At 33.7% G+C, this 19,919-nt stretch carries 18 protein-coding genes and 1 tRNA gene; 13 read left to right on the top strand and 6 right to left on the bottom strand.

Going from position 1 to position 19,919, the window contains the following annotated elements:
- Window positions 1-30: 30 nt before the first annotated feature.
- Window positions 31-1,452: a 2-polyprenylphenol 6-hydroxylase gene (gene ubiB, locus JR053_RS02730; RefSeq protein ID WP_010401467.1), complete on the bottom strand. Its 1,422-nt coding sequence runs from the start codon at window positions 1,450-1,452 to the stop codon at window positions 31-33.
- Window positions 1,449-2,180, bottom strand: coding sequence for a metal ABC transporter ATP-binding protein (locus tag JR053_RS02725; RefSeq protein WP_010401464.1), 732 nt, complete (start codon window positions 2,178-2,180; stop codon window positions 1,449-1,451). Before JR053_RS02725 ends, ubiB begins: the two co-directional genes overlap by 4 nt.
- On the opposite strand from JR053_RS02725, the gene JR053_RS02720 reads away from it, so the two are divergent.
- Window positions 2,172-3,047: a zinc ABC transporter substrate-binding protein gene (locus JR053_RS02720; RefSeq protein WP_029237600.1), complete on the top strand. Its 876-nt coding sequence runs from the start codon at window positions 2,172-2,174 to the stop codon at window positions 3,045-3,047. The genes JR053_RS02725 and JR053_RS02720 overlap by 9 nt on opposite strands.
- Before the next feature lie 549 nt (window positions 3,048-3,596).
- Here JR053_RS02720 and rpmG read toward each other — a convergent pair.
- The gene (rpmG, locus tag JR053_RS02715; protein WP_012481745.1) at window positions 3,597-3,797 is read right to left on the bottom strand and encodes a 50S ribosomal protein L33; all 201 of its coding nucleotides are present in this window, start codon (window positions 3,795-3,797) and stop codon (window positions 3,597-3,599) included.
- 149 nt (window positions 3,798-3,946) lie between these two features.
- On the opposite strand from rpmG, the gene JR053_RS02710 reads away from it, so the two are divergent.
- The 5 genes from JR053_RS02710 to JR053_RS02690 all read left to right on the top strand — a co-directional run bounded on the left by JR053_RS02710 (window position 3,947) and on the right by JR053_RS02690 (window position 10,819).
- Window positions 3,947-5,704, top strand: a complete 1,758-nt coding sequence (locus JR053_RS02710) for an Rne/Rng family ribonuclease (protein WP_416603462.1) — start codon at window positions 3,947-3,949, stop codon at window positions 5,702-5,704.
- Between the two features lie 73 nt (window positions 5,705-5,777).
- Window positions 5,778-7,691 (top strand): molecular chaperone DnaK, encoded by a 1,914-nt coding sequence (dnaK, locus tag JR053_RS02705; RefSeq protein ID WP_010407414.1) that lies wholly within the window; start codon window positions 5,778-5,780, stop codon window positions 7,689-7,691.
- Window positions 7,692-7,763: 72 nt separating this feature from the next.
- Window positions 7,764-8,048 carry a BolA family protein gene (locus tag JR053_RS02700; protein ID WP_012481743.1) on the top strand — a complete coding sequence of 95 codons (285 nt, stop codon included), beginning with the start codon at window positions 7,764-7,766 and terminating at the stop codon, window positions 8,046-8,048.
- Window positions 8,049-8,055: 7 nt separating this feature from the next.
- Window positions 8,056-9,288, top strand: a complete 1,233-nt coding sequence (gene metC / locus JR053_RS02695; RefSeq protein WP_010407418.1) for a cystathionine beta-lyase — start codon at window positions 8,056-8,058, stop codon at window positions 9,286-9,288.
- Window positions 9,257-10,819: a Mur ligase family protein gene (locus JR053_RS02690; RefSeq protein WP_010407420.1), complete on the top strand. Its 1,563-nt coding sequence runs from the start codon at window positions 9,257-9,259 to the stop codon at window positions 10,817-10,819. The genes metC and JR053_RS02690 overlap by 32 nt, the downstream gene beginning before the upstream one ends.
- Before the next feature lie 367 nt (window positions 10,820-11,186).
- Here JR053_RS02690 and miaA read toward each other — a convergent pair whose 3' ends face one another.
- On the bottom strand, window positions 11,187-12,071 hold the full coding sequence (gene miaA, locus JR053_RS02685) for a tRNA (adenosine(37)-N6)-dimethylallyltransferase MiaA (RefSeq protein ID WP_010407423.1): 885 nt from the start codon (window positions 12,069-12,071) through the stop codon (window positions 11,187-11,189).
- 75 nt (window positions 12,072-12,146) lie between these two features.
- Here miaA and JR053_RS02680 point away from each other — a divergent pair, with 75 nt between their 5' ends.
- The 5 genes from JR053_RS02680 to JR053_RS02660 all read left to right on the top strand — a co-directional run bounded on the left by JR053_RS02680 (window position 12,147) and on the right by JR053_RS02660 (window position 15,756).
- Entirely contained in the window at window positions 12,147-12,617 is a 471-nt protein-coding gene (locus JR053_RS02680) for a hypothetical protein (RefSeq protein ID WP_010407425.1), read from the top strand.
- A 147-nt stretch (window positions 12,618-12,764) separates the two neighbouring features.
- Window positions 12,765-13,352 (top strand): L-threonylcarbamoyladenylate synthase, encoded by a 588-nt coding sequence (locus JR053_RS02675; RefSeq protein ID WP_010407427.1) that lies wholly within the window; start codon window positions 12,765-12,767, stop codon window positions 13,350-13,352.
- A gap of 17 nt (window positions 13,353-13,369) precedes the next feature.
- Window positions 13,370-14,221: a DNA polymerase III subunit delta' gene (locus JR053_RS02670; protein WP_416603457.1), complete on the top strand. Its 852-nt coding sequence runs from the start codon at window positions 13,370-13,372 to the stop codon at window positions 14,219-14,221.
- A 36-nt stretch (window positions 14,222-14,257) separates the two neighbouring features.
- A complete protein-coding gene (locus JR053_RS02665; protein WP_010407430.1) occupies window positions 14,258-15,052 on the top strand; it encodes a hypothetical protein in 795 nt (264 codons plus the stop codon).
- A 44-nt stretch (window positions 15,053-15,096) separates the two neighbouring features.
- Window positions 15,097-15,756 carry a VirB8/TrbF family protein gene (locus tag JR053_RS02660; protein ID WP_139686506.1) on the top strand — a complete coding sequence of 220 codons (660 nt, stop codon included), beginning with the start codon at window positions 15,097-15,099 and terminating at the stop codon, window positions 15,754-15,756.
- Between the two features lie 6 nt (window positions 15,757-15,762).
- Here JR053_RS02660 and JR053_RS02655 read toward each other — a convergent pair whose 3' ends face one another.
- Together JR053_RS02655 and JR053_RS02650 are read right to left on the bottom strand one after the other, a co-directional pair.
- A complete protein-coding gene (locus JR053_RS02655; protein WP_010407433.1) occupies window positions 15,763-17,259 on the bottom strand; it encodes a proton-conducting transporter transmembrane domain-containing protein in 1,497 nt (498 codons plus the stop codon).
- 347 nt (window positions 17,260-17,606) lie between these two features.
- Window positions 17,607-19,049, bottom strand: coding sequence for a replicative DNA helicase (locus JR053_RS02650; RefSeq protein WP_010401451.1), 1,443 nt, complete (start codon window positions 19,047-19,049; stop codon window positions 17,607-17,609).
- Between the two features lie 102 nt (window positions 19,050-19,151).
- Between JR053_RS02650 and JR053_RS02645 the strand changes: the two genes are divergently transcribed.
- Together JR053_RS02645 and JR053_RS02640 are read left to right on the top strand one after the other, a co-directional pair.
- Window positions 19,152-19,234, top strand: a tRNA-Leu gene (locus JR053_RS02645).
- 22 nt (window positions 19,235-19,256) lie between these two features.
- The gene (locus tag JR053_RS02640; RefSeq protein ID WP_010401448.1) at window positions 19,257-19,874 is read left to right on the top strand and encodes an RDD family protein; all 618 of its coding nucleotides are present in this window, start codon (window positions 19,257-19,259) and stop codon (window positions 19,872-19,874) included.
- The last annotated feature ends 45 nt before the right edge of the window (window positions 19,875-19,919 follow it).

Here is a 19,919-nt window from a genome sequence, read left to right as displayed (position 1 = left end):
GTTGTAAACTTGCTTTTATTATCTTTTAGTTTAAGAAATTAAAAATTTAACGATGAGAATTATAATTACAGACCAAAGTAAAAAGTAGGCTTTTCCATTTGATCTATTTTTCACTTGTAATTTTTTGTCAGCTATTAGGTTTAATTTTTCTATAAGGCTAAATATTCCTTGGATTGTTTTGATGGGATAAGAGCTTTTAATTTTTTCCCTATACCCTATTTTACTTTCATGTTGACTGTTTATCCATGTTTCAACTACTTTCCACATATTGATTTCTGGATAGACTTTCCTACATGTTCCTTCTAATAAAATCATAGTTTTCTGCAGCAATAACAATTGTGTTTGAACTTTCATATCAAAATCACCAGTTATTTTTAGTAGCTGAGTAAGTAATCGAGCAAATGAAATCTTCTGTATAGGCTGTCCAACAATGGGCTCACCTATTGCTCTGCAAGCTGTAACAAAATTTCTATGCTGTGATGGAACATAACCGGCTCTAAAGTGCATTTTTGCAACGTGATCATAATCCCTATTTAAAAAGCCTTTGAGTATCTCTATAACGTAATAGCATGTCTCACGATCTATTCTACCCATGATTCCACAATCCAGGGCAATAATATTGTTATTACTATCGATCATTAAATTTCCAGGATGCATATCAGCATGAAAAAAACAATCCCTATATACCTGATTACAAAAAGATTCTATAAGATTGATAGCTATTTGCTTTCGGTTATTCAGCTTTTCAACTTCGTATATTGGTATAGCTTCCATCCATTCTAATGTTAAAACCTTTTTTGAAGTTCTACTCCAATCTATTTCAGGTACGTAGAAACCTCTGTCATGTTTAGTATTTTCCTTCAGTTCCGAAGAGTGGGCAGCCTCAAAGCGTAGATCTAACTCTAATCGGCAAATTTCAGCAAAAGTTTTGACTAATTCAACTGGCTTCAGCCTTTTTGATTGTTCACTAAATTTTTCTGCAATTTCTGCAAGCCAAGAAAGCATTTTTATATCCCTTGAGAATGTTTTCTCAATATTTGGCCTCAAAACCTTTACAGCAACTTCCTTACCCTCAATTGTAACTGCTCTATGCACCTGAGAAATTGATGCTGCTGCAATTGGCTTTTCAGAAAAACTTGAAAAAATGTCGCTTAATTTACAATTAAACTCACTTTCTATAGTTTTAACTGCTATTTTATACGAAAATGATGGCAATCTATCACATATCAATAGCAAGTTATTTGTTATGTCCTCATTTAAAATATCAGTGCGTGATGAAATGGATTGCCCAAATTTAATGAACACCGGACCTAATCTTTCAAGAGCACGCTTTAGTTTATGACCTTGTATTTTATTTATTGATTTTTTTGATGGTGGAAGTAAATAAGGTAACACATTGTAGCGTGTTAGCACTGTAGTTATTTGCAGAAGACGTAGAATATTTTGAATCATTTCGCTGCGTAACTGCCAAATATTTCATTTATCTCCATAATTTCATCAGGTTTACCTTGATAATAGATAGTATTATTTATGCAAATTATGTAATCTGAGGATGGTAGAGCAGAGTTAAGGTCATGAGAAGTCATGAGAATCGACACTGATCGTTCTTTTGCGATTTTATTTATAATATCATAAAATTTAGCTCGTGCGTTAATATCCATTGCACTGACTGGTTCATCTAAAATGATCAAATCAGATTCTGAAATTAAACAACGTGCAAGTAGCAGTAGTTGTGTTTGTCCTGCAGAAATTTCTAATACTTGATTCTTTAAAATGTTACCGATGCCAACCAATTCTATCGCTTCTGTAACGATAGATTGATTTTTTTTGAATCTCTTCGAGGAGCTATTGAAAAGGAAAGACTCAACTGTTATTGGCATCAAATTACCAATACTAAAATTTTGTGGCATATAGCTAATTTTTACATTATCGGCAAATAAAATACTGCCAATATAGCCTTTATTTATACCAGCAACTGCTTTCACTAAAGAGGTTTTACCTCCGCCATTTGGACCAAGTATTGTAACTATATCTCCTCTTTGTACTGATATGTTGATATTATCAAGAACTTTTTTATTACCGTATGAAAGAGTAAGGTTTTCTATTTTTAGAATGCAGTTATTGACATTACTTAACTTTTTGGCGAAAATTGACTTCTTCTCAATATTTATATGAGACATTTACTGATTTTTTTTCTATTACTTTCACTTACACTATACTACAATAGTGCCTTTTCATCCAATTTAAAAATTGTAGCTACAATCAAACCTATACACTCACTTGTAGCTTCTGTTACAGATGGGATTTCAAAGCCAGAATTACTAATGTACGAAATAGTGTCTGAACATAACTACATGCTCAGGCCTTCAGATGCAAGTAAATTAGAATCTAGTAATATTATATTTTATATCGATGATTCTTTGGAAACATTCATTAAAACTTTTGCTAAAGAAAATAAGAAGTTAATACCGCTATCAAGTGCAATCGATCTACTTCCTGCTCGACCACATTCATTTTCTAGTCACATTCAAGATGAAAAAGATTTGCATATTTGGCTGAGTCCTGAAAATGCAAAAAGTATGATACTTTCTATCAGTGCAACATTATCTAATATAGATAAAGAAAATACCTATCGATACAATACTAACGCAGAGGAGGCTATAAGAAAGATAGACCAAGAAGTAGAAAAAATTACGAAAGAATTGGATGAGTTAAAAAATCAAAAATACATAGTTACTCACGATGCTTATCAATATTTCGAAAAATATTTTGATTTAAGTTACCCAAGCGCCATTCTTTCTATAGAAGAGGATTCTTACATAGGTATGAAGAGTTTAATGAAATTAAAAAAGGTAATGAAAGAGGAAAACGTTAAATGTATTGTTTCTCATTCACGAGAGGATAGCATAAAGCCTAATGTCTTTTCTAGTGACGTAAAAATGGTGATTCTTGATCCTATTGGATCAGATGTAGAGCCTGGAAAGGATGCATATCTAGATATAATCAGCAGCATTGCACAAAATTTCAAGTCTTGTTTCACTGAGTAATGAGTTCTTTTATCTATTCAGATAGCATTGCAAACTTAGTGCTTTCTATTCCAATCACAACTATACCGACATTATCTACCAGAAGTATATCATCCCAGTATCAAGTACTGGGATGACACCTTCTACTACGCAAATTACCACAATGTCCGCACGGCTATACACGTGATGCTGGAATTCTTAGCAGACCTTTTGATTTATGAAAAATCAGTGTCTGCATTTACTTCTATTTTTTTATCTATTTTATTTTGCCATTTTACTGCTTACTCTGTATTCAAATTACATGAACCTTTTTATATTAGGCAAGCTCAGGTTATTTTTACGTTTATATATTGATCCGATCTAGTCCAATAAACCCTCTAAGGAAAACCCTTAGATTTTTGACCTACTAACGTGTGACACTTTAGGTTTTAGAGCGTTTTCTGTGTTTTATACTTTATGTTTATTAATTGTGTAATGATCAACACTATGAGTTTCACCTTCCCTTCCATTATATCTCTGAGCTCTATTATTAGAGTATAACTTGATTATAAACTATATATAACAATAAACTTACTTTAATTTTTCTTCTTTAAATAATACGTGTCTTCTGACCACTGGGTCATACTTCCTAAACTCGAGCTTTTTGGGAAGGTTCTTAGGATTACGTTTTTTTACACAAAAATAGCCTGTTAGTTTCTCTTCTCCAGTTTTTGTTGTTTTAGTTGCAGTGCTAACTAGCTTGACAAGCAAAGAAGCATTTTTTTTCGCCATAATTGTTAGTGATATAATAAACTCTATGCAAGTTTAGAACGCAAAACACTGAAAGTCAACCCAATAATGCAGGTCGCAAAATTCTTGACAATCAATAATATATTAAGTAGTATAAAAAGATTTCAGAATGAAAAGCAGACGGTAAATAAGTGGCGAGTGATGGCAAAAGGTTATTATTGATAGAAAGTACTACCTGTTCTAACGAGGTAAGGGTTGCCCTACTAGTTAATGGTAGGGTTGTAGAGTTTGAACAAGAATTCAAGGAAAAAAGACAATTAAGAGGTAATATATACGTTGCTTATGTAAAGCGTATAGAGCCTGCTTTGCAGGCCGTGTTTATTGAGTATGGAAAAAATAAGCAAGGTTTTTTGTCTTTTTCTGAGATATCTCTAAATTACTTTAATATTCCAGAAAAAGAGAAGGAAATTTTCCCTGACGAAGGCTATTCGAGCGGTGTGGACTGTTCAAATGATAATTGCACAGAAGAAGGCCTGGATTCTACAGCTAGTAATGAATCCAGCAGTGGTTTTGTGAGGGGGGTACCTTTACATAGAAAATATAAGTTACAAGATGTGATTTCAGTAAATCAAAAGTTATTGGTTCAATTAACTAAAGAAGAACGAGGAAATAAAGGAGCTTCATTTACAACATACGTAACTTTGGTCGGTAGATACTGTGTTTTCATGCCCAATTCCATAAGTAGGGGTGGAGTATCTCGCAGAATTGAAGATACCAACGTTAGAAAACAGTTAAAGGATATATTAAATTCAATAAATTTACCAAAAGGCTCAGGTTTAATAGTAAGAACTGTTGGTGCAGGAAAAAGTAGGAAAGAAATTGAGCAAGATTACGATAATTTGACCTTATTATGGCGAAATATCCAGCAAAACTTCTCTTCTTTAAATGTTCCATCATTAATTTACAACGAAGCAGATGTAGTTATGAGATCTGTACGTGACTTTTGTAGTAATGATACAGAAATTATAGTATCTGATAGAGAAGTTTGTGAAGCGGTAAGAAAATACACTAAAAATGTGTTACAAGGGAAATTGCGTCCTAGATTATATAGAGGTTCTGTTCCAATCTTTACTTACTATAGAGTCGAAGATCAAATTTCTGAATTATATAGCAATAGAGTAGAATTGCCATCTGGTGGGTCTTTGGTGATAACCTTAACTGAGGCATTTGTTTCAATAGACGTAAATTCAGGGAAAATGACAGGAGAAGATAACATAGAAGAAACAGCTTATAGAACTAATATGGAGGCATTATCTGAAATATCAAGGCAAGCGAATCTCAGGGGCTTATCAGGGTTAATAGTTGTTGATTTTATTGACATGTTGAAACTTGAGTATTGCAAAAATGTTGAATTTGCTATCAAGCAGGCGTTTAAAGATGATAGAGCTAAAGTTCAATTTAGCTTTATCAATGACTTTGGTTTAATGGTCTTTTCAAGACAAAGAATTAAACCAAATATACAGGAAATTAATACTACAGAGTGCTTACGCTGTAAAGGTATTGGAAGAGTGAAATCAAACGAAGTGGTTGTTGCATCGATACTAAGGGATTTGCAACATATTGCTAATAAAAATCAAAATAAGTCCTTTGATTTAATAGCACGCAGTGCAGTTATAGCGCACATTTTTAATAATAAGCGTGATATGGTTTCTACAATCGAAAAAGAGTTCAATATTACATTAAATGTTAGTATTGATAATAGTTTAGATGCAGATACATTTATTTTAAAGCAAGGAGACCATATTAATTTTAATGATTATAAGCCATTGCAGAATTCTGGATGTCAAATTGTGAATAGCAGGGATAAAGAAGCTGGTAGTTCAGATAAACTATCGGGCAACTTTTGGTTAACTAAATGGCTTTCGCGCCTTTTGGGCTCTAACAACTAAACGGGACTTGTAATTAACGAGTTTTATACTTATATATTTTACATCAGATAATATTTAAAAGGGAGTATTCATTATGGGAAGAGCAATAGGTATAGATCTTGGAACAACAAATTCTTGTGTTGCAATAATGCAAGGCAAGGATACAAAAGTAATTGAGAATAAAGAAGGAGCAAGAACTACTCCATCTATAGTTGCATTTACTTCATCTGGAGAAAGGTTGATTGGCGCTCCAGCAAAAAGGCAAGCAACTACCAATGCAAGTAATACTTTTTTTGCAACTAAGAGATTGATAGGTCGCCAATATAGCGATCCTGAAATGAAGAATCTAGGTGTACCGTATAAGGTATTTGCAGCAAAAAATGGTGATGCATGGGTTAAAACAACTGATAGTAAAGAATACTCTCCTAGTCAAATTGGTGCATTTATACTACAAAACCTGAAAGAAGCAGCTGAGGCTTATCTTGGGGAAGAAGTAAAGGATGCTGTGATAACAGTGCCGGCGTACTTCAATGATTCTCAACGTCAAGCAACAAAAGATGCAGGAAAAATTGCTGGATTAAATGTCCTCAGAATAATTAACGAACCAACTGCTGCAGCACTTGCTTATGGTCTTGATAAAAAGCACGGACACACAATAGTAGTGTATGATCTTGGTGGTGGTACATTTGATGTTTCAGTTCTTGAAATAGGTGACGGAGTTTTTGAAGTAAAGGCTACAAATGGTGATACTCACCTTGGAGGAGAAGACTTCGATAATGCAGTAGTAAATTATTTACTGGGTGAATTCAAGAAAAGTAATGGCATTGATTTGAAAAACGATCCAATGGCTATGCAAAGAATCAAAGAAGCTGCAGAAAAAGCAAAGGTAGAATTGTCAAGTGCAATGGAAACAGAAATAAATCTACCGTTTGTTACAGCTGATGCAAGTGGCCCAAAACACTTAAATATGAAGCTAACAAGAGCAAAGCTTGAAAGTTTAGTGAATGATTTAATTGAAAGGACTATAATTCCTTGCAAAAAAGCTCTTGAAGATGCTGGTTTGTCTGCTAGTCAAATTGGTGAAGTAGTTCTTGTTGGTGGCATGACTCGTATGCCAAAAGTCATAGAGAAAGTTAAAGAATTCTTTGGCAAAGATCCACATAGAGGAGTTAACCCTGATGAAGTTGTAGCAATTGGGGCTGCAATACAAGCAGGAATTATTCAAGGTGATGTAAGAGATGTGTTACTACTTGACGTAACTCCACTTTCTCTTGGTATTGAAACTCTAGGGGGAGTGTTCACTCCACTTATTGAACGTAATACTACTATTCCCACAAAAAAATCTCAGGTGTTTTCAACTGCAGAAGATAACCAAACAGCCGTTACAATTAAGGTACATCAAGGTGAAAGAAAATTGGCGATTGATAATAAACTGCTTGGTCAGTTTAGTTTAGAAGGAATACCACCTGCTCCTCGCGGGGTTCCTCAAATTGAGGTGACATTTGATATAGATGCAAATGGAATAGCGCATGTTTCTGCAAAGGATAAAGCTACTGGAAAAGAGCAAAAAATACGTATTCAGTCTTCAGGTGGTTTATCGGAGGATGAAATAAATCGGATGGTGAGAGAAGCTGAGGAAAAAGCACAAGAAGATGAAAAGCGTAAGAAATTTATTGAAGTGAAGAATCAAGCGGATAGTTTAGTTCATTCTACAGAAAAATCTCTGACAGAATATGGTGATAAAATTTCTCCAGAAGATAAATCTGCTATTGAAAATGCAGTTAATGAGTTAAAGGAAGTGAGTAAATCTGACAACATTGATGATGCTGATTCAATACAACAGAAAGTTACTAACCTCTCTCAGTTATCTATGAAACTTGGAGAAGCTATGTATAAGGAATCTCAACAACAACAAGGTGGAGAAAGCTCATCCACAACAAATAATGAGGAAGAAAAAGTAGTAGATTCTGATTATCAAGACATGGATAATAAAGAAGAGAATAAGTAATTCGATTGTCATCCCAGTGCCCAGATACTGTGGGATGACAAGAGGAGCGTATTGTTGCTTCAAGGAACTATTGTGGATATTATTAAGACAATAGAAGAAAAATTACGCGATTCAATAGGTGTAATTGATATTAATATTATCGATGAATCAGCAAAGCATGTAGATCATTATTTTGTTTCTTCTTCGACACTACCTTCACATATCAAATTAGTATTAATATCTAACGACTTTTCTGGAATGAGCTCTTTAAAGAGGCATAAATTGATCTATGAATTATTAAAGAGTGAAATAGAGCGATTACATGCGATTTCTCTTCACTTGTATACGCAAAGCGAATACAATCTAAAAAATAAATAATAAAAATGTGAACGAAGAGTCTTTATTAGTTAAAGCAGGAAGAAAATTTAATGATTATAAAGGGTCGATGAACCCACCAGTTTATCATTCTTCTACTATATTATTTCCTACTTACAAGGACTACTTAAATGCAGCAAATGGAGAAAGTATATACGATGTAATCAATGATGGTGTTGCAAGGGATTACAGTTACAGTAATGTTGGTACGCCTACTGTTCATTATTTTTCAAATGCACTGGCTGAAATTGAGGGTAGGGGACAAGCACTCATCTACCCTTCTGGATTATTTGCACTTACTTTTGCTATTTTGACTTTCACTAAAGCAGGTTCGCATGTCTTGATACAAGATAATAGTTATTATAGACTAAAGAGATTTGCCGAAAATGAACTACCAAAAAGAGGAGTAGAAGTAACTTTTTATAATCCGACACAGGATATAACTGATTTAGTTCAGAGTAATACTTCACTAATCATGATTGAGACTCCTGGTTCTATAACGTTTGAGATTTCAAATATAGAGCATATAGTAAAAGTTGCTAAAGAATGTGGAATCGTAACCGTTTGTGACAATTCATGGGCCACCCCTTTGTTGTTTAAGCCGCTTGATTATGGAATTGATGTTGCACTATATGCGGTGACAAAGTATCTAGCTGGTCACTCAGATTTAGTGATGGGAGCTATGGTTGCTGAAGGTGAAACTTTTAAATTGCTTTATGAGAGCTATAAAAATTATGGAGTCACCATTCAATCGCATGACTGTTACCTTGCACACAGGGGACTTAGAACACTGCAAACACGCATGAGGAAGCATCAAAGTACAGCAATGCAAGTGGCAAAGTGGCTGGAAAAACATCCAAAAATCAAAAGAGTTTTGTATCCAGCACTTCCCTCCCATCCTCAACATGAATTATGGAAAAGTTATTTCAAAGGGGCAAGTAGCGTATTTAGTATAGTACTCGATAGAGAATATTCATGTGAAGAACTAGGCTGCATGGTTGATCACATGAAAGTTTTCGGCATTGGTGCTTCTTGGGGAGGATGTGACAGTTTGATACTACCAGTAGACCATAGATCTATGTCAAGATCTGTCATGAATTCAGATTATGGTGGAAGTTTTGTGCGAATATTTTGCGGACTAGAAGATCCTGAAGATTTGATTTTTGACTTGAATACTGCATTAATAAGACTGCCATGTTCAAGTGTTAAAGATGATTGTGAGACTGAAAGAGCTACTGCATAACATTGTAAATGCTGACTTTGATATTGAAATCAAAGGCGTCACATGTAATCCTAAGAGAGTTAAAGAAGGTTACCTTTTTGTTTGTGTGTCAGAAAGGAGTAAAGAACACGTAACATGTCTTCCTAATGGATGTGTACACAACTGTGTAGACGTTGTAATACAAGGGGCCAAGAAAGATGTCATCCCAGTGCTCAGACACTGGGATCCAGAAAATTTAATTGTAAATAAGCATACTAGACAATTGTATAATGAAAACTGGATTCCAGTGTCCGCTACTCGAATGACAAGTACTCCAAGTTTTGCAGTGCTTTACCACTCGGACCCTCAAGGAATATACAGTGAAATAGTCAGCAGGTTTTATCAATTCAAACAACCTAAATATATTGCTGCTGTAACTGGTACGAATGGTAAAACTTCAGTAGTGGAGTTTTGTCGCCAGATTTGGCAAGATAATGCAGCGTCTATAGGAACACTGGGAACATGTGTCAATAATAATAGAAAAGATAATAGCCTTACAACGCCAAGTGCAGATGATCTTTATTCCACATTGCGTGACATAAATAATAAGAACGTAGAACACTTAGCATTAGAAGCTTCAAGCCATGGAATCGATCAATACAGAATCCATGGACTTAGGCTCAATGCTGCAGCTTTTACTAATTTCTCTCAAGATCATTTGGACTATCACAAAAGTATCGATGAGTATTTTGAGGCCAAGAAAAGGTTGTTTGATGAGGTATTGCCAAAAGAAAAAACAGCGATTTTAAATGCAGATATAGGCGAATATGGAGAGTTGCTCAACATAGCTGAAAAGCGTGGCAACAAAGTTATAACCTATGGAAAAAAAAACTCTGACATTACTTTATTAAAGCAGATACCCACTGCCAATGGTCAATACCTAACAATTCAAATCGGTGATGAAATTTATAACGCATTTTTTCCGATTTTTGGGCAATTTCAAGCATATAATTTGTTGTGTGCAATCGGTATAGTTATTTCATCTGGTATGGACTATCAAAGAATGTGTATAGATAAACTCGCTTCTCCACCTGGAAGAATGGAAAAAGTGAACACTTTTGCATTTGTCGATTACGCTCATACTCCAAGTGCACTCAAACAAGCTCTGTTGTCTTTAAAATGGCACTTCAATAAAAAGATAGTTCTAGTGTTCGGTTGTGGCGGGAATCGTGATCAAACAAAACGTGCAGAGATGGGTAAAATAGCACAAATGCTTGCAGGTAAAGTTATAGTCACAGATGACAATCCGCGTGATGAAGATCCGGGGAAAATTCGTCACGATATTTTGTTACATTGCCCTGATGCACTGGAGATAGGAGATAGAAAAAAAGCTATAGAGAAAGGTATAAATATAGCACATGATGAAAATATGATTCTGCTAGTTGCAGGAAAAGGACATGAAAGATTCCAAATAATAGAAGGCCAATCCCTTGAATTTAGTGATGTTGAAGTTATTAGAGAGGGCCAAAAATTTGCTACTGCTGTTTTGCTCTCTCCTTCATCCAACGCCTGAATGGCTTTTTTCCTTAAGTCATAACTGTACGCTGCTGGCATTTTTACCTTCTTGTTATACTAAATCACTATCTTATCTTGTTCCTACTATTATGAGAAGAGCTATACAAGGATATGAAAGTGGAGATTGTGGTTACAAGATTAGTGAGAGAATATAGAAAAATTGAGGATGAAATATTGCGTGATATAGTTCATTTAGTGATAAAGGCTCTTACAGGTATAGTAGCGCTTCATAAGTAAGAATATTTTTACAAAGAATTTAATAATCACAATTTAGGCAATGATGAAAGTTCTTTAAGAAAAAAGTTTAATACTATCAAGAAAAGTTTGCATAGGCATAGCAATATAATACATAATAATCAAAATATCTAAAATTCTGTCAATTTATTTGCACAGTCAATCACTTGAGAATTCGGAAATTGATTTTTAAACCAAGTGTACTGGCGTTTTGCATAATGCCTTGTGTTTGTTTGAGCAATCTGTATTGCTTCGTCTAAAGTAATCTCCCCTTTTAAGTATCTTATAATTTCTGGTACTCCATGTGCTTTCATAGCTGGCAAATGTGGAGATGGGTTCATGCTAAGTAGGTTTTTTACTTCATCAATTGCTCCATTTTCAACCATTTCAATAAAACGAGAATTTATTTTTCGGTATATATCCTCACGTTTAGGTAGAATTGTATATACCTTAAAATTATTGAACAAAGGAGGCTGTCTATTTTCTTGCCATACAAAGATTGTCTTGCCAGTTTCAGTGATAACTTCAAGTGCTCTTGAGAGGCGATGTGAGTCATTAATAAATATTTTACCTTGAATCCTTGGATCTTTGCTTAGCACTAATTTGTAGAATTCCTCTTTACTTAAATTTTTCCTAAGTTCATTTACGTTTTCTCTCACTTCCTGGCTTATTTGTGGAATCGATGATAATCCCTTGATTAAGCTGCTAATGTAAAGCCCACTTCCTCCAGTGATGATGGGTATTCGTGAATTTTTCAGCGCGTTGTTAACTTCCCTCTTTAAATCCTCTAGCCATAAACCTACGGAATAATTTTCTCTTGCTGAAACATAACCGTATAGCCTATAAAATTCTTTCTGCTTTGGTGGTTGAGCAGTAATTACGGGAATCTCTTTGTATACCTGCTTTGAGTCACAGTTTATTATGCTAATGTTTTTATACTTTTTTATCAAGTTATCGCATAATTCTGATTTACCTGAGGCTGTAATTCCTGTAATAATTACTATATTATCCTTCATTTATATTAATTTAACTAACCTATGATAGGGTGTAGTAAAAATTTGGATTCTACAATCTAAAATTTGGAGACTTTTATGGCAGAAAATGATAACGATAACTCGTTTACTAAGCGTTTTACAAATAGGACCTCTAATGAGACAAGAGGAGGTTTTTCCAGTAAGTATTCATCTCAAAATACCAAAGAACATGCACTAGGAGCAAAAGGAAAAATTTCTGAATTGGCAAACAAAAAAGCTGAAGCCAAGGAAGCTTTTTCTGAAAGTGGCGGCATAAAGAGTAAAAGCAGAACTATCAACGAAAGATCCTTTGCTGATGCAACAAGAAGAAGTAGATCAGATCTCATATATCTAGTTCGTGGTAAAGATCGAGGAAGATCAGCTTGGCACTATGTATTAGTTGATAAAGATAAAAGAGAAATGTTTCTGGCAAAAAGTAGAACTGGCTCTATAGATGTTGCAGATTATGGAGAGATTTTACATTCAGGATGGGGAGATGATCCACCACAGGAGATAGTCGATAAAATCAATGCGGAGTTCGGATTATAGTAAATCTGTTGTAAAAACGAGCAGTTGCTAATAAAATTTACTGTAAGTATACAACAGATGCGTGCTAGCCATTTCGGTATCTTAATTGCTACCATATAGCGAGATAACTGTAAACCCAGAGCTATTGTAGACATAAGTTTTAGCTATATGGTATTTGAAGTAATAAATGCAATAAAAAATAATTTGTTAGCATGCTTTCCAACAGAGACAGTATATGCTCTTTCTTGTAATGCGCTAGGTAACGAATCTATAGAAAAAATATATCGAATAAAAAAGCGTTCTCAAAACAAGCCGCTCTCTGTATTTGTTAGTAATATTGATAGTTTGATAAATATAGCAAAGGTAAAGGAAGAGTATATCGATTTAATAAACTATTTTTCTCCTGGACCAATGACCTATATTTTACCACTTCAAGATAACAGTATATTACCAAATGAGTTCTTTAAAGATAGTATAGGCATAAGAATTCCTGATCATCCTATTGCGATTTCAATATTAAATGAACTGAAAACTCCAGTAGTTGCAACTAGTATTAACATTTCAGGAGAAAAAAGTATATGCAAAGCAAGAGATATACCTCAGTCTATTAAGCGACACTTATCTGCAGTAATTGAAGATGATGAATTAGTTTCTGGTATAGAATCTACTATTATTGACTTAACTGGAGACAAGATTAAGGTTTTAAGAAAAGGTAAAATTTCATTACAAACAATAAATAACGAATTTTCAAACTAAGATCTATAGGAGAAAGAATGAAAAAGGTGATAGGCCACAACCAAGCAAAAAAAAAGATAATGAACAACTTGTCTGTTCAATCTTGGCTGATCTGTGGTAAAAAAGGTATAGGAAAAGCAACATTCGCAAAATCCTTTTCTAATTGGTTTCTTATCAAAAATTACGATGAAGTAGCATTAGACTTACACATTGTTGAAGGTGATACAATAGGAGTGGAAAAGGTGAGAGAAATGAAAAACTTTTTGCACTTAAGCCCCATTCAATCAGAATATAAAATAGCTATAATAGATAGCTTAGAGTCAATGACTAATAATGCTAAAAATGCAATATTAAAAATATTAGAGGAGCCGCCACAAAATTCTAAAATATTTGTAATTAGCCATAAGCCATATGATGTACAAACCACCATCCGGTGTAGGTGTTTTCAGCTGAATTTACTTCCATTAACTTACGATGAAACAAAGCAGGTTGTTTCATCTCAGTGTAAATTCGACGATAAAATATTTAGTGAGATCATTACTTTGTTTCCTGGAACTCCGGGAGTAATAATAAATGCAATAAACAGTGGTGCTTATGAGTCACATAAGCATTTTTATACATTTTTCCGTAATCTAAATAATTCTGATATAGTTAATAAAATAATTAATAGTGAGATTGAGCTAGAACTAGCATCACATATAATTCAAACCTCCATTTTAGAAAGTATAAAGAAAGAAGTAAATAATGTTGAAATTCTACTAAGTCAATGGAAAGAAATAGATGAACTTTTCGTTGCTGCAAAGCAATTTCGCTTAGATAAAAAGCATATTTTAGCTAATGTCGTTAACATCATGACACAAAAATGTAATACTTTTAACATAAATTTATGATAAAATTCTGCTAATTTAATACTGAAAGTATATAACTTGAATGATAATAAATTAACTGTATGGCAATCAATAGAAGTTTTAACAAACACTATACTGAACATGCAGAAAGAATTGAGTTTAATCAAGAATACATCTTTAGATCAAGACGTCACTTTAGAAAAAGGGAAGGAGCTATCAAGTGGCATCTATGAGGCAAATTTTAAGCTAAACAAGGCAATCAATATAGCTACTTTGCCAAGAATTGGCTATCATATGATTAATGATGAACTTGTTGTACGTAATCATATTACGAAAGAGGAAGTAAAGATCCCTAGAGATTTTCATTACTTTAAAGTTGTTAAATCCAATCACGATGATTGTAAATTAACGTTTTGTAATTTTTTAGGTAATGAGTTTTTTGAATATAAAAAGTATGATCCACAATATTCTGGTCTTTCAGATGAATATAAACTCATGGATTTTGGTAGTATAAAAAAGACTAATAATCTAAAACTTAAGGAGTATGTTGGTCATGCACCTAAATTTTTTGCTGTAGAAGGATCTATTGAGCCTGGATCTGAAAACCATGTAATTGATCTATTTGAGCTAGTCAGAGACGGTAAAGGCAAAAAAGTGGGAACTCTTGCTGATGAATTTGGTTATTTTGATGATCAAAATAAATTACACTACTATAATTATCACAAAAGTGCAGAAAGTAATACTTATGATCCTGAAAGCTTCAGTGTAAAAATGATAAATTTAGATGTGAGCAAAATTGATAAATTTCACCTTATTGCAGAACAAGGTGATATAATAATTCATCCCATTTTGGAAAATTTAGACATATTTTAAAGTTTTTTAGAGTATCCAGTATATTATATAATTGGGTTTGTATTATGGAAGATAAATTACTTGAATCAGTAAAAAACAAAAGTTACTTCAGGAAAGCAGTTGAATGGTATTGCCACAGATACCTGTTCTGCGTTGTAGAAAGATCTTGGATGGCGTTAATAGCGTTACTTCTCTTAGTATGTTTATTTTTATCACTACTAAACATATACCTATTACTTCCTGTTAAAAAAGATTTAAATTTTGTGAAGTATATGAACCACACAGAAGATGAGTTCTCTGCAATACATAAACTTAGTTTTAGTAAAAAAGAAGATGAGTACATTTCCATAGCAAGGTATTTAATAAGTAAATATATTGAAACATATGAGTCCTCTCGGACTGTTGAGCCAAAGTATCAAGAAAATTTTATAAAAAACAATTCTGTATACAAAATCTACCAAAACTTTCAGGAAAAAGTGAACAATGAAGCTGTTTCATCCACAAGAAAAATTACCAACATAAACGTAACAACATTATCTATTGACCGGTTGACTAAGAACTTAGTTACATTTGCTGGAAACGCTACTGTAGTTTTTACAGCTGAGCAAAATAAGAAGATGAAAGATTATGCTGTGGAGGTCAGCTTCACTTTGTCAAATATAAAAGCAACTCTAGCTGGAATAGTGCCATTTAAATTTATTGTTAATAGCTATAAATATAGATGATTATATTTATAACATTATTTGGTAGCTAAAAAAAATAACTAAAGTGCATATAGCAGTAATAACTGGGGGTAAAACTAGAAGCATTGGTGTCTTTTTAATAAAATAATTTCTAGAAGGTTTTGAGAAAAAGGCGTTGTAAATTATTGGTAAAAAGTATAGAGCATTGAGTATAGTACTAACAATTAACACTAGAGTTACAAACACAGAAAGTGTTACATTACTAGAGTTGAAAACAGCTTGAAAGATGAGAAATTTGCTCCAAAAAGTCGGAGCAGGAGGTACTCCTATCATGGACAATGCACCTATAGTGAATGCTATCATGCTAATTGGCATACTACGTCCTATACCGTGAATTCTATCTATATATTTTTCACCCGTTTTCGTTATTATGATACCTGCAAAAAAAAATAAAGTAATTTTTGCAAATGCATGGCAAACTAATTGAAAGATTGCAATCTTCATGCTGAATTCACTAAAAATTGAAGCGAACAATATAATATACGACAATTGGGAGATGGTAGAGTAAGCAAGCAATTTCTTTAATTCCTTTTGCTTTAATGCAATCAACGATGCAGTAATGATAGTAAATCCAGCAGCGTACGGAAGCCACCCTCCAGCAAACCAATTTTGCTGCACAAAACGTTGCATATTATCGACGCCAAAAGTGTATAATATAACTTTGATGATGATGAAAACTCCGGATTTCACAACAGCAACAGCATGTAATAGTGCACTCACAGGAGTTGGTGCAACCATTGCTTTTGGTAACCAAAAATGCATTGGCATTAATGCAGCTTTTCCTATTCCATAAATCAGCATAGCAAAACACACTGCAATAAAAGTGATGAGTGAAGTATCAAACTTGAATATTCCACCACTTACAAAATCTAAAGTATGGAATTCATTATATAATAGGCCTATTGCAGGAAAAAATAATACTAAAGAAGAGAAAAATAGTAAACCAAAGTAATAGCGTCCTGCAATTACTGATTCATTTGTTGAGTTGTAAGTAATCAGAGGGTATGTACTAATAGTTAGAAGCTCATAAAAGACAAATGTAGTGAGCAAATCTCCAGAAAAAGCAATAAACATTGCACAACTGATTGATGTTGAAAAAAAGCATAGAAAACTTGAGTGATTGCTATCAGCATAGTTATTTCTCATATAACATATTGCATATATACTGGTTAGTACCCACAAAAATGATATTAATAAACTGAATATTGCTCCACTAGACTCTAGCTTTAAACTAATATGCAAATTATTACCAAAATCCATGAGAATAAATTGAGAATGATCACCATACACCAAATATAAAGTGCATAGAGATGTATACGCAAACAGAAGCATAGAAGAAGCAACAGTAACGCTACTGTTCACTCTGGGCCATTTACTAGTAAAAGAAATAGCTAATGCACTTAAAAGTGGGATCAACGCAGTAATTAACAAATAATTCTCAGTAATAAAAAGTGGCAAGGAAAGAGATATTAAAACAAAATCCATTAAGTAATTCATCTTTCTGTTTAGGTAAAGCTAAAATTATATTCAAGTTATAGAGAATTTGCTATTTTTTAGTTGTATATCGGAAGTGTTAAATAAACCATACGCATCAAGTTAAGAAAAAGTGGCGTAAGGAAGAAAGGAAATAAGAAAAAACTATTTTATATATTAAGTAATAAAGTTAGTAATTTATAGATTTTTCTAAAAAAATATCTTATCCTAGATAAGAATTTCCTAAAAAAATAAATGTAACAAATAAAATGCCAATCTTAAATATTGCTATATTTCACGATAGCTACTTAATTTGGCACGTATGGTTTGTTAAACACTTCCAGAATTACTCAAAACCGCTACAGACTATATCTTTCTGTATAATCTTTAAATGCACCTCTATTGGAGTCAAAATGTAGTTTCACACTACCAATTGGCCCGTTTCTTTGTTTTGCAATGATCAGTTCTGCAATATTTCTAATTTTCTCCATTTTCTCTTGCCACTCTCGATGTTTATTACTTCCTTCATTTGGTTGCTTTCTTAATTCATAATATTCTTCTCTATAAAGGAACATTACTATATCCGCATCCTGCTCTATGCTTCCTGAATCACGTAAATCAGAAAGTTGTGGTTTTTTATCATCCCTTTGCTCAACAGAACGAGAGAGCTGTGATAGTGCAACAATGGGAATATTTAGTTCCTTTGCAATTGCTTTTAAACCCTGCGTCACTTCTGAGATTTCTTGCACTCTATTTTCACTACTCCTTTTTGTTGTTCCTCGAATTAACTGCAGATAATCGATAAAGACCAACTCTACATTATATAGTTGATAGAGAAGACGTATTCTGGTACGAAGAGCACTAATTGATAACGCAGGAGTGTCATCTATAATGAAAGGTAATTCGGATAGATCTGTACTAGCATTAATGAATTCGTGTAATTCAAAATCACTAATTCTCCCAGTCAGTGCCTTATAATAACCAATGCCTGAATCTATAGTAATCAATCTTGCGGTCAATTGCTCTGCTGACATTTCAAGTGAAAAGAATGCTACATAATGTTGTTTATCTGTTCTTTTTTGCAAAATCTTACAAGCATTAAGTGCGATGTTCAGCGCCAATGCTGTCTTTCCCATTGAGGGCCTTGCAGCTATAATTAACAGATCAGATTTCTGCAAACCACCAAGAAGCTGGTTTAGGTCTTGAAGTCCGGTTGTAATACCTAGAGCCTCTGGGTTATTCTTCAGCTTGCTGATCTTCTCAACCACATCTTTAATTGAACTTGCAAGCTTTATATATGTCTTATCACCTTGCTTTTTTACTGCTAAGTTGAACAACTTTGTCATTGCCTGCTCAATTTGTACCTGTGCAGGATTTTCAATGTCGTAGTTGTAACTATCGTCAACTATCTCCTGTCCGAGCTTGATTAAGCATCTCCTTAAATAAGTATCACGGATTATTCTGGTCAAGCTATAGATGTCAAGCGCAATGCTTGCCTTTGCTGCAAGTTTTGCTAGGTACTCAACTCCACCACATTCGGCAAATGCTTTATCATTCTCGAAAAACATCTTGAGGCTCAGTTCATTAGCAACTATACTGTGTTTTCTGGTTTTAGATATCTGGGTAAAAATGCTTTGATGTAGTGGATCATAGAAATTATCTGCTGCAATTATATCTTCGACTGCATCACAAATTCTATTATCACGAACCATTGCACCAATGAGCATTTGCTCTGCTTCTAAATTGTGTGGCAATTTACATATTTCTTCTCTTGAATCAATAAGATTGGCTAATTCATTCATTTTAATTTTTCAGAGTAATGATTGATTATTGTAGAATATTCAGTCCTTACTTGAAAGAGAAAAAATTTGACTAATCCTGTGTTGCTTATAGCATTAAAGTAGGCCCCTGTGGTGGAATGGTAGACACGGCAGACTCAAAATCTGTTGCTTGCAAAAGCATGCTGGTTCAAGTCCGGCCAGGGGCACTCAAATATTGGAAAATGCTTTATGTTATACAAGTTTTTTAATCGTTTATTTTCCATTCTTTCTTCGATAAATGCTATTCAAAGGGTAAAGAAAGATGAAAATGGAATATGTTACGTAACAGGACTTAGACGCTATTTGTCAGTGCTGCTTGATTTAATTATCATCGTTTTGTTCTTGCAGCTTTGCGGCCAAGCCTTAAGCCAACTCTTCATGAACTCAGAGAGCAGTAAAATATTAGGCCAAATTGCTGCGAAATATCAGATGCAAACACCATTATCTGCAGAGGAAACAGCAATGCAGAGTAAACTAATCAAGTTACTAGTTCTAAATCAGATAGTTCAATTTATTATGCTTTTTAGTTATGTAGCATATATGTGGATAAGATTTGGCGCTACACCTGGAAAGTTATTACTTGGACTCAGAGTTGTAAATGCACAAACTTTTGAAAAATTGACTCTAAAACAAGCAATAAAGAGGTTTTTTTCCTTTATATTGTCAACTTCACCACTATTCTTAGGTTTCATATGGGCAAGCTTCGACAAACGTTGCCAAACTTGGCACGATAAGATTGCAGGCACAGTAGTTGTAACAAGTAAAAGTCTTAGATGTATGGTCTCAGAACATAATAGAGTGGATTAAGGGTTCTGTCGCATTTGTAGGGAAGTAGAAAGAAGAATGATATAA

Origin of the sequence: Wolbachia endosymbiont of Nasonia vitripennis, from assembly GCF_048054115.1 — a bacterium.
Lineage (GTDB): Bacteria > Pseudomonadota > Alphaproteobacteria > Rickettsiales > Anaplasmataceae > Wolbachia.
The sequence above is the reverse complement of the archived record's forward strand: the minus strand, read 5'-3'. Positions and strand labels throughout refer to the sequence as shown.

Bases quoted from the DNA above. Each gene is read 5' to 3' on its own strand.
- ubiB (WP_010401467.1), bottom strand. From the start codon at position 1,452: ATGATTCAAAATATTCTACGTCTTCTGCAAATAACTACAGTGCTAACA.
- JR053_RS02720 (WP_029237600.1), top strand. From the start codon at position 2,172: ATGAGACATTTACTGATTTTTTTTCTATTACTTTCACTTACACTATAC.
- JR053_RS02725 (WP_010401464.1), bottom strand. From the start codon at position 2,180: ATGTCTCATATAAATATTGAGAAGAAGTCAATTTTCGCCAAAAAGTTA.
- rpmG (WP_012481745.1), bottom strand. From the start codon at position 3,797: ATGGCGAAAAAAAATGCTTCTTTGCTTGTCAAGCTAGTTAGCACTGCA.
- dnaK (WP_010407414.1), top strand. From the start codon at position 5,778: ATGGGAAGAGCAATAGGTATAGATCTTGGAACAACAAATTCTTGTGTT.
- JR053_RS02690 (WP_010407420.1), top strand. From the start codon at position 9,257: ATGATTGTGAGACTGAAAGAGCTACTGCATAACATTGTAAATGCTGAC.
- miaA (WP_010407423.1), bottom strand. From the start codon at position 12,071: ATGAAGGATAATATAGTAATTATTACAGGAATTACAGCCTCAGGTAAA.
- JR053_RS02680 (WP_010407425.1), top strand. From the start codon at position 12,147: ATGGCAGAAAATGATAACGATAACTCGTTTACTAAGCGTTTTACAAAT.
- JR053_RS02675 (WP_010407427.1), top strand. From the start codon at position 12,765: ATGGTATTTGAAGTAATAAATGCAATAAAAAATAATTTGTTAGCATGC.
- JR053_RS02670 (WP_416603457.1), top strand. From the start codon at position 13,370: ATGAAAAAGGTGATAGGCCACAACCAAGCAAAAAAAAAGATAATGAAC.
- JR053_RS02660 (WP_139686506.1), top strand. From the start codon at position 15,097: ATGGAAGATAAATTACTTGAATCAGTAAAAAACAAAAGTTACTTCAGG.
- JR053_RS02655 (WP_010407433.1), bottom strand. From the start codon at position 17,259: ATGGATTTTGTTTTAATATCTCTTTCCTTGCCACTTTTTATTACTGAG.
- JR053_RS02650 (WP_010401451.1), bottom strand. From the start codon at position 19,049: ATGAATGAATTAGCCAATCTTATTGATTCAAGAGAAGAAATATGTAAA.
- JR053_RS02640 (WP_010401448.1), top strand. From the start codon at position 19,257: ATGTTATACAAGTTTTTTAATCGTTTATTTTCCATTCTTTCTTCGATA.